Genomic DNA, 15901 nt, shown 5'->3' with positions numbered 1-15901 from the left:
GAATGAGGTTATGCCGAAAGAAGCAGCACAAAAGCGCATTGAAGAGCTGCGTGACATTTTAAATAAGTTTAATTATGAATATCATGTGCTAGATAATCCATCTGTATCTGATGCAGAGTATGATCGTCATATGCAAGAACTTATAAAATTAGAAACAGAGCATCCAGAATTATTTACAGAAGATTCTCCGTCTGTTCGCGTTGGCGGAGAGGTTCTTGATATTTTTGAGAAAGTAACGCATAAATCACCGATGTTAAGTTTAGGAAATGCTTTTAATGAAGGAGATTTACGTGATTTTGATCGCAAGGTACGTCAAGGAATTGACGGACAAAATGTAAGATATGTGTGTGAATTAAAAATTGACGGACTTGCCGTTTCCCTTCATTATGAAAAAGGGCGCTTCATTCAAGGGGCAACTCGTGGTGATGGTATAACGGGTGAGGATATTACACAAAATTTAAAAACAATTAAAGCAATTCCTCTGCGTTTAACAGAAGAAGTGACGCTAGAAGCGCGCGGTGAAGCATACATGCCGAAACGTTCATTTGTTAAGTTAAATGAAGAAAAAGAACAGAACGGAGAAGCTGTCTTTGCGAATCCACGTAATGCAGCAGCGGGTTCATTGCGTCAGCTTGATCCAAAAATTGCAGCAAAGCGTAATTTATCTTTATTTGTATATGGACTTACTGATTTAGAAGGAAAGACAATTACATCGCATAGTGAATCGTTAAACCTTTTAGGGGAGCTGGGTTTTAAAACAAACCCTAATCGCCAAGTTTGCGAAACAATCGATGAGGTCATTCATTATGTACAAGATTGGCAAGAAAAACGTCCACATCTTGATTATGAAATTGATGGTATCGTTATTAAAGTAGACGATGTGTCACTTCAAGAAAGTTTAGGAACAACAGCAAAAAGTCCAAGATGGGCAATTGCATATAAATTCCCGGCGGAAGAAGTTGTTACGAGGCTGACGGGCATTGAACTAAGTGTTGGACGTACAGGTGTGGTAACCCCAACTGCTGAATTAGAACCAGTTCGCGTTGCAGGAACGATTGTCCGTAGGGCTTCTTTACACAACGAAGATTTAATTCGTGAAAAAGATATTCGCATTGGCGACTATGTTGTTGTAAAGAAAGCTGGAGACATTATTCCTGAAGTTGTAAATGTGATTGTAGACCGCCGCACAGGTGAAGAAGAAGAGTTTCATATGCCAACGCATTGCCCAGCATGTGAGAGTGAACTTGTTCGTTTAGAGGAAGAGGTTGCGCTTCGTTGTATTAATCCAGCATGCCCAGCACAAATTCGGGAAGGATTAATTCACTTCGTATCACGTAATGCGATGAATATCGATGGGTTAGGTGAACGTGTAATTACCCAGTTATTTGACGCAAATTATATTCGTACGTTTGCAGATTTGTATACATTAACGAAAGAACAGCTATTACAACTAGAACGTTTTGGAGAAAAATCTGCTTCAAATCTAGTACAAGCAATTGAAACGTCAAAAGACAATTCATTAGAGCGATTACTGTTCGGCCTTGGTATTCGCCACGTTGGAGCCAAAGCTGCTCGCACATTAGCGGAACATTATGAAACGATGGACCACATAGCGAAGGCGACAGAAGAAGAGCTGACGACCATTAATGAGATTGGTGAAAAAATGGCGCAATCTATCGTTACGTATTTTGATAATGAAGATGTACAAGAGTTATTACAACAATTTAAGTCATATGGCGTAAATATGACTTATAAAGGGATAAAACGAACAGATTTAGAAAACATTGAATCTTATTTTGCAGGGAAAATAGTTGTTTTAACTGGTAAACTAGAAGTGATGGGACGCAGTGAAGCGAAAAAGAAAATTGAAGAACTTGGCGGGAAAGTCACAGGTAGTGTGAGCAAAAGTACAGATTTAGTCATTGCAGGAGAAGCTGCTGGCTCTAAGCTAGCACAAGCACAAAAACATAACGTTGAGATTTGGGATGAAGCGAGGTTCTTACAAGAGCTCAATAATTAAGAGGTGCAAAGTTACCATGAAAAAAGTTATATTAGCAGTGTTAAGCCTTGGGTTACTTCTCAGTGGATGTAGCACTGATTTGAAAAAAGAAGATAAAGTTGTAGAAAAATCTGGGGATTCGAAAGATAAAGCGATTCTTCCGAAATACTCTATTTCAGATGATTTTTATAAAACAGCAGTTCCGTTTAAATCAGGTTCAGCACATGGGTTAGCTGTACAAGGATTAAATAGCCGTTTAGATGTTGATGAATTTGAAACAGGATTAATGCGCATTGCGAAAGAATCATATGATACGAAAGATTATTTCTATCAGGAAGGAAAGTATTTAGATAAAGATACGATACAAGCGCTATTGGGCAGGAAACGTACACCAGAGCAACAAGCTAATTTAGAAAAAGTATCGAAGAAGAAGCTGCCAAATGGATTGAATCCAGCGTTATCGGCAGGAGAATCGGAAACATTACAAGCAAAAAATGAAAAGAGTCCAATTTATTTAGCGCAAATTTTAGAACAAGATTATTTAAAAACAAAAAGTAACAACGAAGCAGAGTTAAGTGGAGTTGTAATTGGTCTTGCGATGAATTCTGTTAATTATTATACAGAAGAACATGGTTATCCGCGTGAAAATAAAATCTCTGACGAAGAATTGCTAAAACAGGGTAAGGAAATGGCCCAAGAAATTTTACCGATTTTGAAACAGAAAGATGAATTGAAAAATGTCCCAATTACATTTGCGATTTATCGACAAGAATCTAAATCTTCACTTGTACCAGGATCATATTTATCATATACAACAGTTGATAAAGGCAGTGACAAAGTAGAAGATTGGAAAGCAATAGATGAAAAATATTATTTGTTCCCTTCGAATGAAGCAGACACGAATTATCGTGACGATGCAACAATTGTAAAGAACTTTAATGCTAAACTAGCGACTTATTTTGACGGAAACTATACTGCGGTTGTTGGCAGAGGATTCTATAAAGATGGTCAATTAAAAGAAATGAAGCTTGAGATTCCAGTTCAGTTTAATGGAAAAGCGGAAGTCATTGGATTTACACAATTTGTAGCTGGGGCTGTTATGGAATATTTTCCTAACTATGTTAAAGTGCAAGTAACGATTAAGTCGGTAGAACGCCCAGAAGCAATTATTATTCGTGACGTAAAGCAAGATAAACCGTTTGTCCAAATTTTAGATTAAGAGAAAGTCGTTCCTTATTATAGGAACGGCTTTTTTTATTGCATTATTTGCGAGCATTTAGCCCGCTATTCGCGGGCAGTAAGACCCCCCATCTCAAGAGTGAGAGAAGCGAAGAAGATAGGTGGGAGCTAAACTGCCCGTAAAAGCCTGAGTGGTTCAACTAATAATCAGTGGGGAATAAAGCCCCCCCACTGATTAAAGTTTCACTTTATATTAGAAATTTTGTTATAATTTTTAATGTTGTTAATAAAAAAGGGGATCGAGGGAAAGGACAGATGGAAGATTTAAGTTTGCAAGTCATTATACTACTTATTGCTTTTGGATTTTTAGCAGCATTTATCGACTCTGTGGTTGGAGGAGGAGGTTTAATCTCGCTTCCAGCACTTATGTTTATTGGGTTGCCGCCGGCTTCGGCTATCGCTACAAATAAATTAGCAGCAACAATGGGATCATTTACGAGTACGCTTTATTTTATTCGTTCTAAAAAAGTAGATTTTCGCATTGTAGGAAAACTAATTCCGTTCACAATTGTTGGGGCAGTTGCAGGGGCATTTGTTGTAAAGTACATCCCACCGGATGTTTTGCGACCTCTTGTGTTAGTTATGCTTGTGTTAATTGCGATTTATATTATTCTAAAAAAAGATTGGGGTAGTGTAGCTACCCATAAGAAAATGACGAAAGGAAAAACATTTTTATTTTATTTCGTTATTTTAATGCTTGGATTTTATGACGGTTTTTTTGGACCGGGCACAGGTTCATTTTTAATTTTTGCATTTTTATTAATTGGGATGGATTTTATCGGTGCAGCGGCATCTGGTCGAGTGTTAAATTTTGTTAGCAATATTGTATCATTGATTACATTTTTATTTTTAGGTGCAATTCAGTTTAAATATGGTTTAATTATGGGTTTATCAATGATTGCAGGGGCATATCTCGGTTCAAGATTTGCTGTTCGAAAGGGCGTAGGATATATACGAATTTTATTTTTGACAGTAACGATTTTGTTAATTGGGAAAAACTTTTGGGAATACGTTCATATTTTATAACATGATGCATATGCATCATGTTGTTTTTTTATTTATTATATTTAAAAAATTAAATAATTTTTTAAATATAAGTCTAAGAATATTTGAACAAATCGAAATTATCGTGTAGAATAATGTTGTATTATGTAAACGCTTTTTTCTAAGGGGAGGCTAAAATAATGGTAGTAGCATACAAACATGAGCCATTTACAGATTTTACAGTAGAGGCAAATAAAGTAGCATTTGAAGAAGGTTTAAAGAAAGTAGAATCTTATCTTGGACAAGACTATCCATTAATTATTGGGGGAGAAAAGGTCACTACAGACGATAAAATCGTTTCTGTGAATCCTGCAAATAAAGAAGAAGTCGTTGGCCGCGTTTCAAAAGCAAGTCGTGAATTAGCAGAAAAAGCAATGCAAGTAGCGGATGAAACATTCCAAACTTGGAGAAAAACGAAACCAGAAATGCGCGCAGATATTTTATTCCGTGCAGCTGCAATCGTTCGCCGCAGAAAACATGAGTTTTCCGCAATTCTTGTGAAAGAAGCAGGTAAACCATGGAATGAGGCAGATGCTGATACAGCAGAAGCAATCGACTTCATGGAGTATTATGGTCGTCAGATGTTGAAATTAAAAGACGGCATTCCAGTAGAAAGCCGTGCAATTGAATATAACCGTTTCTCTTACATTCCATTAGGAGTAGGTGTTATCATTTCTCCTTGGAACTTCCCATTTGCAATCATGGCAGGTATGACAACAGCTGCATTAGTATCTGGTAACACTGTGTTATTAAAACCAGCTAGTACAACACCTGTAGTAGCAGCGAAGTTTATGGAAGTATTAGAAGAAGCTGGCTTACCAGCAGGCGTAGTAAACTTCATTCCTGGTAGCGGATCTGAAGTTGGAGATTACTTAGTTGATCATCCTCGTACACGCTTCATCAGCTTCACTGGATCACGCGATGTTGGTATTCGTATTTACGAACGCGCAGCAAAAGTAAATCCAGGACAAATTTGGTTAAAACGTGTTATCGCTGAAATGGGCGGTAAAGATACAATCGTTGTTGATAAAGAAGCAGATCTTGAATTAGCAGCAAAATCTATCGTTGCATCTGCATTTGGTTTCTCAGGACAAAAATGTTCTGCATGTTCTCGCGCAGTAATCCATGAAGATGTATACGATCACGTATTAAACCGTGCAATTGAATTAACAAATGAATTAACAGTAGGTAACCCAGAAGAAAAAGGTATAAACATGGGACCAGTTAACGACCAAGCTGCATTCGATAAAGTAATGAGCTATGTTGCTATTGGTAAAGAAGAAGGTAAACTTGTAGCAGGTGGCGAAGGTGATGATTCTAAAGGTTGGTTCATTAAACCAACAATCATTGCTGACATTGCAGAAGATGCTCGTCTTATGAAAGAAGAAATCTTCGGACCAGTTGTAGCATTCTGCAAAGCAAAAGACTTTGATCACGCACTTGCAATTGCGAACAATACAGAATACGGTTTAACAGGAGCTGTTGTTTCTAATAACCGTGAACACATTGAAAAAGCACGTGAAGACTTCCACGTTGGTAACTTATACTTCAACCGTGGATGTACTGGTGCAATCGTAGGTTACCAACCATTCGGCGGCTTTAACATGTCTGGTACAGACTCTAAAGCTGGTGGACCTGACTATATTGCATTACACATGCAAGCAAAAACTACTTCTGAAACTCTATAAGAAGTATAGGAAAGACCTTCTCCTTAGTGGGAAGGTCTTTTTGTTCGTGTTATTTTGAAAGTTGCAATGAACAGATATGTTAGCTTAATAGAGTATGAGTTAAATAATAGTGTTGTTAATGCGGGATAAAAATAGAGTGANNTCACTCTATTTTTATCCCGCTATCCACCTTAATTTGTGGATTCATGCTTTTCAACAAAGATGCAAATTTTTGTTTATCCTTTGGAGACACAAGTGCCATTCCAAAATTAGAGTCATAAATTATTTCAAGCCTATCAATTGAAAGGGCAGAAGATGCTAACGGATTTTTTGTTTGTGTAATTTTTTTTATATCTTTTATTCGAATTCTCTTTTTTATCGGACCATTTTGGATGATTAGTAGTTCGTTATTTATTTTATATCCTGTTGTAAACCAACTCCAAACTAACAAGATTGCAAAAGGTGTTGTAAAAAAAAGAACCTCGTAGTCTCTTCTTATAAAGAATGGAACAAAACAAGCAATTATACACCCAAAATAAATGGGATATAACCATAAATCTTTTTTTGATGGAAAATACAATTACATCCTCTCCTGTCTCTAATAGCTATATATTCCTACTGATCTATAAGTTTCATTAATTAGCAATATGCAAATTTCTACAACCATTTTAGTTATAGATGCTTTGTTGTTACTATGACCTGTAATATCAGAAGGTTCAAAATTATTCAAAAAGTATTCAAGGTATATTAGTGAGACACATTTGAATTGTTACATCCAACCTTTAAAAGGTACGAATAATTTTATAAATTTACAATTTCTTAACGATTAAAAACTAAACATTTACAACTTTTTAATCTTTGCTTTATATTTGTTTATTATTATTTGGAGTATAAACAAAAGCAAACAAACAATAAAACAAAAAGGGAGACTGACTTTTATATGAACAAAAAATTGATTTGGAAGGTCGTAACAGCAGGTGCTTTAGCAGTTTCTATGTTTGCAGGATGTTCAAGTAAAGAAGAAAAAGAAGCAAAAGCAATTGATTATAATAAGCTCTCGCTTCAAGAAGTTGTAGAAAAGGCGAAAAAAGAGGGAGAGGTCAATTCAGTAGGGATGCCTGATGCATGGGCAAACTGGAAAGGGACTTGGGATGACTTGAATAAAGAGTACGGTCTCAAACATACAGATACAGATATGTCGAGCGCTGAAGAGTTAGCGAAGTTCGAATCGGAAAAGAATGATGCAACGGGAGATATCGGTGATGTTGGTATTGCTTTTGGTCCATTGGCAAAAGAAAAAGGATTAACATTACCGTATAAAACATCCTATTGGAATGATATACCAGAATGGGCGAAAGATAAGGATGGCCATTGGGTAGTAGGTTATACAGGAACGCTCGCTTTCATTACAGATAAGAATAAAGTGAAAAATCCACCAAAATCATGGAAGGATCTCGAAAAAGGAGATTACAAGGTAACAATCGGTGATGTGCAAAAAGCAAATCAAGCACAATTTGGGGTATTAGCCGCAGCTTATGCAAATGGTGGGGATGAAAAGAATATCGAGCCAGGTATTGATTTCTTTCAAAAATTGGCTAAACAAGGACGCTTAGGTACAGCCGAGCCTAACTTAGCTGCTTTAGAAAAAGGAGAAGTTGATGTTGCAATCGTCTGGGATTTTAATGCACTAGGATATCGCGATAAAATTGATCCAAATCGTTTTGACGTAGTTATTCCAGAAGAAACGTCCGTTATGTCTGGTTATACTACGATTATCAATAAGTATGCAAAACATCCATACTCAGCTATGTTAGCGCGTGAGTATATTTTATCAGATAAAGGACAAACCAATTTAGCTAATGGATATGCTCGTCCAATTCGTGAAAATGTACAGCTTCCTGCAGACGTAAAGGCAAAGCTTCTGCCAGATACAATGTACAAAAATGTACGACATGTAGCAGATGAAAAAGCTTGGGAAGATGTAACAAAACAATTACCGCAATTATGGCAAGAGAAGGTGTTAACGTATGTCAAATAAACTTGCATTTATTATGATTGATGGTTTACGTTATGACACTGCGGTGATGCAAATGGGATACTTGCATCACCTTGTTGAAAAGGGAAAAGCAGCAAGATATAAAGTGAAATCAGAATTGCCATCGATGTCTCGTCCTTTATATGAGGTGTTGTTGACAGGTACTCCTGCTTATGAAAATGGTATTACAACAAATAATGTAGTTCGTTTATCAAATCAAGAAAGTTTGTTTCATTTAACGAAAAAACATGGTTTAACAAATGCAACGGCTTCGTATTACTGGGTAAGTGAGTTGTATAATAAAGCGCCATTTCATCCTGAAACAGATCGTATTCAATTGGACGATTCTCGTCCAATTGAAAAAGGTATTTTCTATTGGGAAGATCATTATCCAGATACACATTTGTTTGCAGATGCTAATTATTTACTGCGAACATATCAACCGGATTTTTTATATGTTCACTCTATGAATGTAGATGATGACGGACATAAATTTACAGCAGATTCAGATAAGTACCGTAATCGAGTTATTACTGTAGATGTTATTTTAGCAAATATCTTACCAGCTTGGATAGAAGCTGGATATCAAGTGATTATCACTGCAGATCATGGAATGAATGATGACGGTAATCATGGGGGAACAACAGCAGCTGATCGTGATGTTCCGTTGTTTATCATTAGTGATAAAGTGACAACAGGAATATATGAGGAGGAAATTCCTCAATTACAAATTGCTCCTTTAGTTTGTAATTTACTTGGAATTCAGCCGTCACACCTTATGCAAAATTTAGTTATTCCTGGTGTAAAAAAGGCGTCTTTCATTTAAGAAGACGCCTTTTCTTTTAAGAGAGGAGTTTTAAATTTGAAACGTATTAATGGAATGCTTATAGCAAGTCTTATTCCGTTCTTTTTATTGATTGTATTATTTTTATTTGTTCCCCTCATTTCTATGATTTTTGGAAGCTTTCAACAAACAGGAGGAAATGGTTTCACTGTTTCTAACTATATAGAAGTGTTTAAGAATTCTTATTATCATCAAGCATTCAAAAACAGTATTTTGATTTCGATTGTTTCAAGTTTTATTGCGATTGTAATTTCTGTGTTTGCTACGTACTCGATTACTCTTTTCCCTAAAAAAATACAAGATCGAATTTTAATTTTTGCGAACTTGACATCTAACTTTGCAGGTGTGCCTTTAGCCTTCGCTTTCATTGTTTTATTAGGGAATAGTGGATTGTTTATATTATTGTTTCAACAATTGGGATGGGATACGTTAAGCTCCTTCCATTTATATTCTTGGTCAGGGCTTGTATTAATTTATATTTATTTTCAATTACCGTTAGGAATCATGCTTCTTTACCCAGTTTATGCCGGAATTCAAAAACAATGGAAAGAAGCAGCTGCATTACTTGGGGCATCTTCTTATCAATTTTGGCTACGAATTGGCTTTCCGGTTATATTGCCAAGTATCGCAGGGACATTTAGCATTTTGTTTGCTAATGCAATGGGAGCATATGCTTCAGCTTACGCGCTAACTGGAAGTACGTATAATCTTGTAACAATTCGAGTAGGAGCTTTAGTATCAGGAGATATATTCGCCCGTCCTGAACTAGGTAGTGCATTAGCGGTTCTTTTAGGCCTAGTGCTAGTAGTAGCGATGTTAATTAATGAATGGTTAACTCGTAAAATTCGGAGGGATTTATCTTGAAACGACCGTTTTATCATTACGTTACAATAGGAATCGTTTTTTTGTATTTGTTTATTCCGTTGCTTGCAACAATTCTATATTCTTTTGCGACAAATTGGAATAGAACAATATTGCCAGAAGGGCTGACATTGCAGTGGTATAGTAATTTATTTAGCGATATGCGTTTTATAGAAGCTTTTGGGCGATCTTTATCATTATCATTAGGGTCCACTGTATTAGCAATTATCATTATGGTGCCTGCAATATTTTCAATTGTTGTATATGCACCTCGATTAGAAAAGTTTGTACAAGCGCTTATTATCATGACGTATGCAATGCCCGGTGTCATCATTGGCGTAGGTTTAATCCGTTCTTATTCAAGCAGCGGAATTTCGATGGTATTAGTAGTTGTTGGAGCTTACTTTGTTACAATTCTTCCTTATATGTATCAAGGAACACGAAATAGTTTACGTACAATACATGCAAAATCATTGATGGAAGCAGCAGAAATGTTGGGAGCCAGTCGCTTTACGGCATTTATGAAAATTATTGTACCTAACATTTTATCTGGGCTTTTAGTATCGTCTCTCTTGTCATTCTCTATGTTGTTTGGCGAATTTGTATTAATTAATTTGCTTGTCGGAGGACGTTTCGAAACGATTCAAACGTATTTGTATCAAAATTTAAGCAAAAGTGGGCACATTGCGAGTGCTATTGTAGTTTGCTATTTCTTTTTAATGTGTATTCTTTCGACAATTCTTGTAAAAATGACACGTATAAAAAAGGAGACAGTGTAATATGAGTTATGTCACAATAAAAAACCTTATGAAGTCCTTTAATAATCAAACAGTTCTGCATGATATATCTCTTTCTTTTAAAGAGGGGGAATTTGTAACGTTATTAGGACCAAGCGGTTGCGGAAAAAGTACGTTGCTTCGTACTTTAGCAGGGTTAACAGAAATGGATAGCGGTACAATTCAAATTGACGGAAAAGATGTGACAAATGCAAAACCGAAAGACCGCCAAGTGGGAATGGTATTTCAAGCATATGCATTATTTCCAAATATGACTGTAGAAGAAAATGTAGCGTTCGGATTAAAGATGAAAAAAATGGACAAAGAGACGATTCGCCAAAAAGTATCTCGTATGATTACCCTTGTTGGATTACAAGGAAAAGAGCAATCTTATCCAAGGGAATTATCTGGGGGACAACAACAAAGGGTTGCATTAGCTCGTTCTCTTGTAACAGAACCGAAAGTGTTGCTTTTAGACGAACCGTTGAGCGCATTAGATGCACAAATTCGTAAAAGCTTACAGAAGTTGTTAAAATCTATTCAACAGGAATTAAATATGACAACTGTACTAGTTACGCATGACCAAGAAGAGGCAATGGCTGTTAGTGATAAAATTTACATTTTAAACGCAGGACATATTGCCCAAAGTGGTACACCACATGAAATTTATACTCATCCTACTAATGAATTTGTGGCTAGATTTATCGGGAATTATAATGTATTAAAGAGAGATGAAATGAAGTTGTTAATAGGAGATACAGAAGAGTTTACACGTGACTTATATGCTATACGTCCGGAAGCGTTTAGCCCTGTCTGCCAATCAAATACCTATACGATTTCTGGAAAAGTTCATAAGGTTATGATGCTTGGGAATGTTACACGCTACGAATTGTGTTCTAATAATGTAACGATAACAGCTGAGCATCTTCATAGCACGAGAGAGAATTTACAAGAAAATGAACTAAAAAAATTATACATTAGTAAAGAGGATGTGATTCCGCTGACATGAATTTATCATTACTTGAGCGTCACCAATATATTTTAGATCAGTTAGAACAAGAAAAAAAGATTATTGTCGCTTCTCTTGCTAGAGATTTAGGAGTAACACCGGAAACAATTAGAAGAGACTTAGATATTTTAGAAAAAGAGAAAAAGCTGAAAAGAGTACATGGCGGTGCTGTTAACTATCATCAAACAAATAATGAACCTCATTTTAGTCAGAAAATGAATGTATTTTACGATTTGAAACAGGAAATCGGAAAAAGGGCTGCACAGTTTATTCAAGATGGAGATACTGTAATGATTGATATAGGAACAACAACCATCCATTTAGCTCATTTCATACAAGATGTACAGCGAGTTACTATTGTTACAAACTCATTAGCGGTAGCCGATATTTTAAATCAACGATTAGAAGAGAAATATTTCGATGGGAAGGTTATTATTCTTGGGGGAGTATTAAACCCAGAGCAAAAATCAATTACCGGTGCTTTAACATGTAAAATTCTACAGGAGTTTCAATTTGATAAAGTATTTCTTTCATGCGGAGGAATTACACAGACAGATGTGAGTGACTATGATTTGGAAGAGGCTATTGTTTCTGCTGCAACGGTAAAGCAAGCGAGCCAAATATTTGTATTGGCTGATTCTTCTAAGGTGGATACAAAATCATTTTATCGCATTTGCCCATTGGCGGCGGTTGATTATATCATTTGTGATCAAGATATGCCGCATGCATGGAGAAAAAACCAGCTAGATACGATGCTACAATGGATTATAGTCAAAGGTGGAGAACAGTATGAAAGTTGATTATCATTTACATTTAGAAGAAGGGCCTTATTCATTGCGCTGGCTTAATCGTACAAATATTGCTTTAAATCATTTTAGTCCAATTGAGGAGAAGTATCATACGCTAGAATGGTTAAATAAAAGTATGGAACGATTGGGACATCGTCTTCAAAAAGGTGCATATGATGCAACTTGGCTCGATTTATATTTACAAGAGGCGAAGAGAAAAGGGTTAAGCGAAGTTGGAATTGTAGATCATTTATATCGTTTTAAAGAAACTCGTTCGTATTTTGAGCGGTATTTGGACTTGAGTGATACGGAAATTGGCAGAAAGCAACGATTATGGCTAGATCAAGTTATGACACAATCTATGGACGAATTTGTACAAGTTATTACAGACGCAAAAGCAGTCTGGGAAAAAGAAGGAATAAAGCTGCGCCTTGGAATGGAGGCAGATTATTTTCCTGGCGGAGAGAAAGAACTGAAAGAGTTGCTTGGAGCATACGATTGGGATTATGTAATTGGTTCTGTTCATTATATATATGGATGGGGATTTGATAACCCTGATACTCAAGAGCATTTTTATAATTATAATTTAGTAGAATTATATAAGGATTTCTTTCATGTAGTAGAAAAGGCAATTCGAAGTGAGCTATTTGATTTTGTTGCTCACCTTGATAATTTAAAAGTATTTAAATTCCGGCCGGACGAGAATCTTCTCCTTTCCCATTATAAAGAAATTGCGAGAGCGTTAATCGAAACAAATACAGCAACTGAGATTAATGCCGGATTATATTATCGTTATCCTGTGAAAGAAATGTGTCCAAGTCCAACTTTTTTAGATATTTTAGTTCAAGAAGGAGTAGCATTTACTACATCCTCAGATTCTCATTTTCCCGATGATTTAGGGGCATATGTAGAGAAAAATACGGAAATGCTTTTGGGAAAAGGAATAAGGGAAATTGCTACATTTGAACAGCGCAAAAGAATTATGAGACCTTTAGGATAAGAAACATGAAAAAGGTTTTATCTTCGTTTGTACCATGGAAACTTTACTTAGTATCTTTAGTCTAAAACTGTTTTAATTAGGAATTACAATAAAAAGAGTGAATATATATTGAATCTGCTTAGTTTTTAACATTTTTATTAAAAATACGTTATATTTGTAGAAAATATATTGTATTTTGTAGTATTTCTCTGTATAAATTTCACAAATTTCCTGTATAATACAATTTGAAGGAAAATCTATGATTAGACAAGAAGACACCGCTTTCAGTTTGCTCGCTGAAGGCGGTGTTTCTTTTTCATACATCTTGATAGGAATATAGAGTTACTGATGGAAGTGTAAGAGAAATGAAACGATATAAAGTGAAACTTCCATCAGTGGGGGCGCTTCATCCCCTACTGATGGTTAGTTGAACCAATCGGGCTTTTACGGGCAGTTATCCCCCACCTATCTTCTTCCATTTTTCTGAATCTTGAGGTGGGGGTTTTACTGCCCGTTAATGCGGGATAAAGAAAATCCCTTTGGTTAAGTCCAAAGGGATTTTTCGCGCTGTAGAAACTCTTCAGTGCTGATTATCTCAGCATACACTTCGTTTAAGGAAGCTAGAATTGTATTGTGAATATATACAGCTGGAATGGAAACGTTTTTAAAGATTAAGTCTTTCGTTGCACACGCATCATGTATTACTGTACATGTAAAGCCAAAATCAAAGGCAGCTCGTACTGTAGCATCAATGCACATATGTGTCATCATGCCGCATATAACAACGTGTTTGATTTGTAAATCTTGTAATTCTTGTAATAATGAAGTTTCTCGAAAACTATTTGGATAATGCTTCAATATGACCGTTTCTTGCTGCAAAGGACGAACATTCTTATGAATGTGTACACCTTCTGTATTTGGAAGAAAAAATGTTGCATTTTCGCGAGTGGAAACATGTTGGATATGAAAAATAGGCTGATTTGTTTCACGGAAATAGTGAAGTATGCGTTTTGCATATTCACTTGCTTCGCTAGCATTTCGCAGTTCCATCTTTCCGTTTGGAAAATAATCATTTTGGATGTCGACGAGTAAAAGAGCAGTTTTCATTTCAGTTACAGCCTCCAGTTTCAATTTTGTATTCGTTTAATTATTCCATTAGTTTAGGGAGTTTTCCTTTTTGAAAAATGTGAGATAAAGAAATTTACATGAAATTAAAATTGAAAAGTTTAAGTAGAAAAGACCAGGAATTTTCCTGGTCTTTTCTATACCGTTATTCAATTGTCACACGTTTTAAAGAAGTTTCCGCAGGTTGTTTCTGTTCCTTTATATAAGAAGTTAGTTCTTCATGAAACATGTTCAGCATCTTGTTTGCTCGCTGCTGAAGTGGGGCAGGTAATCCGTTTATAACATACCCTCCAACTTCTATCTTCGTGCGAATGATTTTCCGTAGCAAATCTTCACGCATGAACAACACCTCCAAATCGAATGTTAAGTACATCACCTTCAAATTTTGCTCCTTGAATGGACAAATGCGTTAATGTTTTTGGTAAGGTAATGTTTCGTTTTACGGAACCGGCTCGAATAATGAGTTCGTCACCTTTTTGATTTAAAGAGAGTTCACTTTTATCAGAGAATGGGATGGAAAGAACAAAGATATATTCATCACCGTTTTTTGTGACATATTGCGTCCGTCCGTTGAATTTCACGGCAGTTGGATCAGAATCATTTTTAAATAAAGCATCGCCAACACGCTCTAACATAGATAAACCAACTACTTCCTGTTCAAACATTGGTGCTTCATAAATAGGAAGCGGCTGAAAACTATCTTGAATCAATGCTTTATATTTCTTTTGTGTATCTTTCCAAGCCTGAAAATAAGAGTCTGTGACAGTGTCAGGAATGACGCGATTAATCATGATGGCATCAACATTGTAGTCATATAAGTTTAAATATGTGAAGCTGCGCTGCGCTTCTTTAATAACCATTTTTTCCGGATTCACAACAATACGAATACTTGTTACTTCTCGATTGGATAAAATATCTCTCATTTCACCGAGCTGTTCGAGAGTATGTGTTAATTCGTCCATGGCATCATCGGTAGGAAGGGGGAATCTAAGAAGCGGCTGTGCGACAGGACGTACAACTTTTAATACTTTACGTTTAATTGGAAAGAGTTTTTCCATCCACCAGCCGAGCATATCAGGGAAGCTTAGCATAGCTAATGTTTCACCGGTTGGAGCACAATCAATAATAATGACATCGTATGTTTTTTGTTTATAGTAATCTAATACACGCAGTAAGCTAATTAAATCTTCCATACCTGGGAACATAGTAAGTTCCTCTGTAGTAATATCGTCAGCTGCTTTTGATGTGAATAGTAATGTAATATATTTTTGCAGTTTGCCCCAGCCCTTTTCCATTTCATAGATTGTATTAATTTCTTGTGCCCATAAATTTTCACAAATTTCTTGTGGCTCTGAGGAAAGCTTCATACCAAATGAATCTCCTAAACTATGAGCCGGATCTGTACTCATGACTAACGTTTTTAAACCTTGTTTTGCACTTTGCATTGCTGTTGCTGCTGAAATACTTGTCTTCCCTACGCCGCCCTTACCTGTGTATAAAATAATTCTCATCATTCATATCCCCTTTGTTTCGGT

General features: G+C 36.0%; 15 protein-coding genes. 11 read left to right on the top strand and 4 right to left on the bottom strand.

Annotation, left to right across the window (positions count from 1 at the left end; all coding sequences use genetic code 11):
• The first annotated feature begins 10 nt into the window (after positions 1–10).
• The 4 genes from ligA (at position 11) to pruA (ending at position 5970) form a co-directional block, all read left to right on the top strand.
• Positions 11–2020, top strand: coding sequence for an NAD-dependent DNA ligase LigA (gene ligA, locus CN326_RS11625; protein WP_098309189.1), 2010 nt, complete (start codon positions 11–13; stop codon positions 2018–2020).
• Positions 2021–2036: 16 nt separating this feature from the next.
• Complete coding sequence (locus tag CN326_RS11620) at positions 2037–3218, top strand: CamS family sex pheromone protein (protein ID WP_098309188.1); 1182 nt, start codon at positions 2037–2039, stop codon at positions 3216–3218.
• A gap of 275 nt (positions 3219–3493) precedes the next feature.
• The gene (locus tag CN326_RS11615) at positions 3494–4264 is read left to right on the top strand and encodes a TSUP family transporter (protein ID WP_098309187.1); all 771 of its coding nucleotides are present in this window, start codon (positions 3494–3496) and stop codon (positions 4262–4264) included.
• 158 nt (positions 4265–4422) lie between these two features.
• Positions 4423–5970 carry an L-glutamate gamma-semialdehyde dehydrogenase gene (gene pruA / locus CN326_RS11610; protein WP_098309186.1) on the top strand — a complete coding sequence of 516 codons (1548 nt, stop codon included), beginning with the start codon at positions 4423–4425 and terminating at the stop codon, positions 5968–5970.
• Positions 5971–6112: 142 nt separating this feature from the next.
• On the opposite strand, the gene CN326_RS11605 is transcribed toward pruA, so the two are convergent.
• On the bottom strand, positions 6113–6529 hold the full coding sequence (locus tag CN326_RS11605) for a PH domain-containing protein (RefSeq protein ID WP_098309185.1): 417 nt from the start codon (positions 6527–6529) through the stop codon (positions 6113–6115).
• Between the two features lie 360 nt (positions 6530–6889).
• On the opposite strand from CN326_RS11605, the gene CN326_RS11600 reads away from it, so the two are divergent.
• Genes CN326_RS11600 through CN326_RS11570 form a run of 7 tightly spaced genes read left to right on the top strand, consistent with a single transcriptional unit; the run spans position 6890 to position 13262 of the window.
• On the top strand, positions 6890–7987 hold the full coding sequence (locus CN326_RS11600; RefSeq protein ID WP_098309184.1) for an ABC transporter substrate-binding protein: 1098 nt from the start codon (positions 6890–6892) through the stop codon (positions 7985–7987).
• Complete coding sequence (locus tag CN326_RS11595) at positions 7977–8810, top strand: alkaline phosphatase family protein (RefSeq protein ID WP_098309183.1); 834 nt, start codon at positions 7977–7979, stop codon at positions 8808–8810. The genes CN326_RS11600 and CN326_RS11595 overlap by 11 nt, the downstream gene beginning before the upstream one ends.
• 36 nt (positions 8811–8846) lie before the next feature.
• Positions 8847–9692: an ABC transporter permease gene (locus CN326_RS11590; protein WP_483295644.1), complete on the top strand. Its 846-nt coding sequence runs from the start codon at positions 8847–8849 to the stop codon at positions 9690–9692.
• On the top strand, positions 9689–10468 hold the full coding sequence (locus CN326_RS11585; RefSeq protein WP_098309182.1) for an ABC transporter permease: 780 nt from the start codon (positions 9689–9691) through the stop codon (positions 10466–10468). The genes CN326_RS11590 and CN326_RS11585 overlap by 4 nt, the downstream gene beginning before the upstream one ends.
• 1 nt (position 10469) lies before the next feature.
• Positions 10470–11474, top strand: coding sequence for an ABC transporter ATP-binding protein (locus CN326_RS11580; protein WP_098309181.1), 1005 nt, complete (start codon positions 10470–10472; stop codon positions 11472–11474).
• Positions 11471–12274: a DeoR/GlpR family DNA-binding transcription regulator gene (locus CN326_RS11575; protein WP_098309180.1), complete on the top strand. Its 804-nt coding sequence runs from the start codon at positions 11471–11473 to the stop codon at positions 12272–12274. Before CN326_RS11580 ends, CN326_RS11575 begins: the two co-directional genes overlap by 4 nt.
• Positions 12264–13262: a histidinol phosphate phosphatase domain-containing protein gene (locus CN326_RS11570; RefSeq protein ID WP_098309179.1), complete on the top strand. Its 999-nt coding sequence runs from the start codon at positions 12264–12266 to the stop codon at positions 13260–13262. Before CN326_RS11575 ends, CN326_RS11570 begins: the two co-directional genes overlap by 11 nt.
• Positions 13263–13784: 522 nt before the next feature.
• On the opposite strand, the gene CN326_RS11565 is transcribed toward CN326_RS11570, so the two are convergent.
• From CN326_RS11565 to CN326_RS11555, 3 genes are all read right to left on the bottom strand, one after another.
• Positions 13785–14348, bottom strand: a complete 564-nt coding sequence (locus CN326_RS11565) for a cysteine hydrolase family protein (protein WP_098309178.1) — start codon at positions 14346–14348, stop codon at positions 13785–13787.
• A 163-nt stretch (positions 14349–14511) separates the two neighbouring features.
• Positions 14512–14706 carry a DUF3926 domain-containing protein gene (locus CN326_RS11560; RefSeq protein ID WP_098309177.1) on the bottom strand — a complete coding sequence of 65 codons (195 nt, stop codon included), beginning with the start codon at positions 14704–14706 and terminating at the stop codon, positions 14512–14514.
• Positions 14699–15880 (bottom strand): ArsA family ATPase, encoded by a 1182-nt coding sequence (locus CN326_RS11555; protein WP_098309176.1) that lies wholly within the window; start codon positions 15878–15880, stop codon positions 14699–14701. The genes CN326_RS11560 and CN326_RS11555 overlap by 8 nt, the downstream gene beginning before the upstream one ends.
• Positions 15881–15901: the final 21 nt, after the last annotated feature.

This window comes from Bacillus sp. AFS018417 (genome assembly GCF_002560985.1).
Classification (GTDB): Bacteria; Bacillota; Bacilli; order Bacillales; family Bacillaceae_G; genus Bacillus_A; species Bacillus_A rhizoplanae.
This window is presented reverse-complemented; position numbering and strand designations above follow the sequence as displayed.

Coding starts and splice junctions, on each gene's coding strand:
- ligA (WP_098309189.1), top strand. CDS start 11: ATGCCGAAAGAAGCAGCACAAAAGCGCATTGAAGAGCTGCGTGACATT.
- CN326_RS11620 (WP_098309188.1), top strand. CDS start 2,037: ATGAAAAAAGTTATATTAGCAGTGTTAAGCCTTGGGTTACTTCTCAGT.
- CN326_RS11615 (WP_098309187.1), top strand. CDS start 3,494: ATGGAAGATTTAAGTTTGCAAGTCATTATACTACTTATTGCTTTTGGA.
- pruA (WP_098309186.1), top strand. CDS start 4,423: ATGGTAGTAGCATACAAACATGAGCCATTTACAGATTTTACAGTAGAG.
- CN326_RS11600 (WP_098309184.1), top strand. CDS start 6,890: ATGAACAAAAAATTGATTTGGAAGGTCGTAACAGCAGGTGCTTTAGCA.
- CN326_RS11595 (WP_098309183.1), top strand. CDS start 7,977: ATGTCAAATAAACTTGCATTTATTATGATTGATGGTTTACGTTATGAC.
- CN326_RS11580 (WP_098309181.1), top strand. CDS start 10,470: ATGAGTTATGTCACAATAAAAAACCTTATGAAGTCCTTTAATAATCAA.
- CN326_RS11575 (WP_098309180.1), top strand. CDS start 11,471: ATGAATTTATCATTACTTGAGCGTCACCAATATATTTTAGATCAGTTA.
- CN326_RS11570 (WP_098309179.1), top strand. CDS start 12,264: ATGAAAGTTGATTATCATTTACATTTAGAAGAAGGGCCTTATTCATTG.
- CN326_RS11565 (WP_098309178.1), bottom strand. CDS start 14,348: ATGAAAACTGCTCTTTTACTCGTCGACATCCAAAATGATTATTTTCCA.
- CN326_RS11560 (WP_098309177.1), bottom strand. CDS start 14,706: ATGCGTGAAGATTTGCTACGGAAAATCATTCGCACGAAGATAGAAGTT.
- CN326_RS11555 (WP_098309176.1), bottom strand. CDS start 15,880: ATGATGAGAATTATTTTATACACAGGTAAGGGCGGCGTAGGGAAGACA.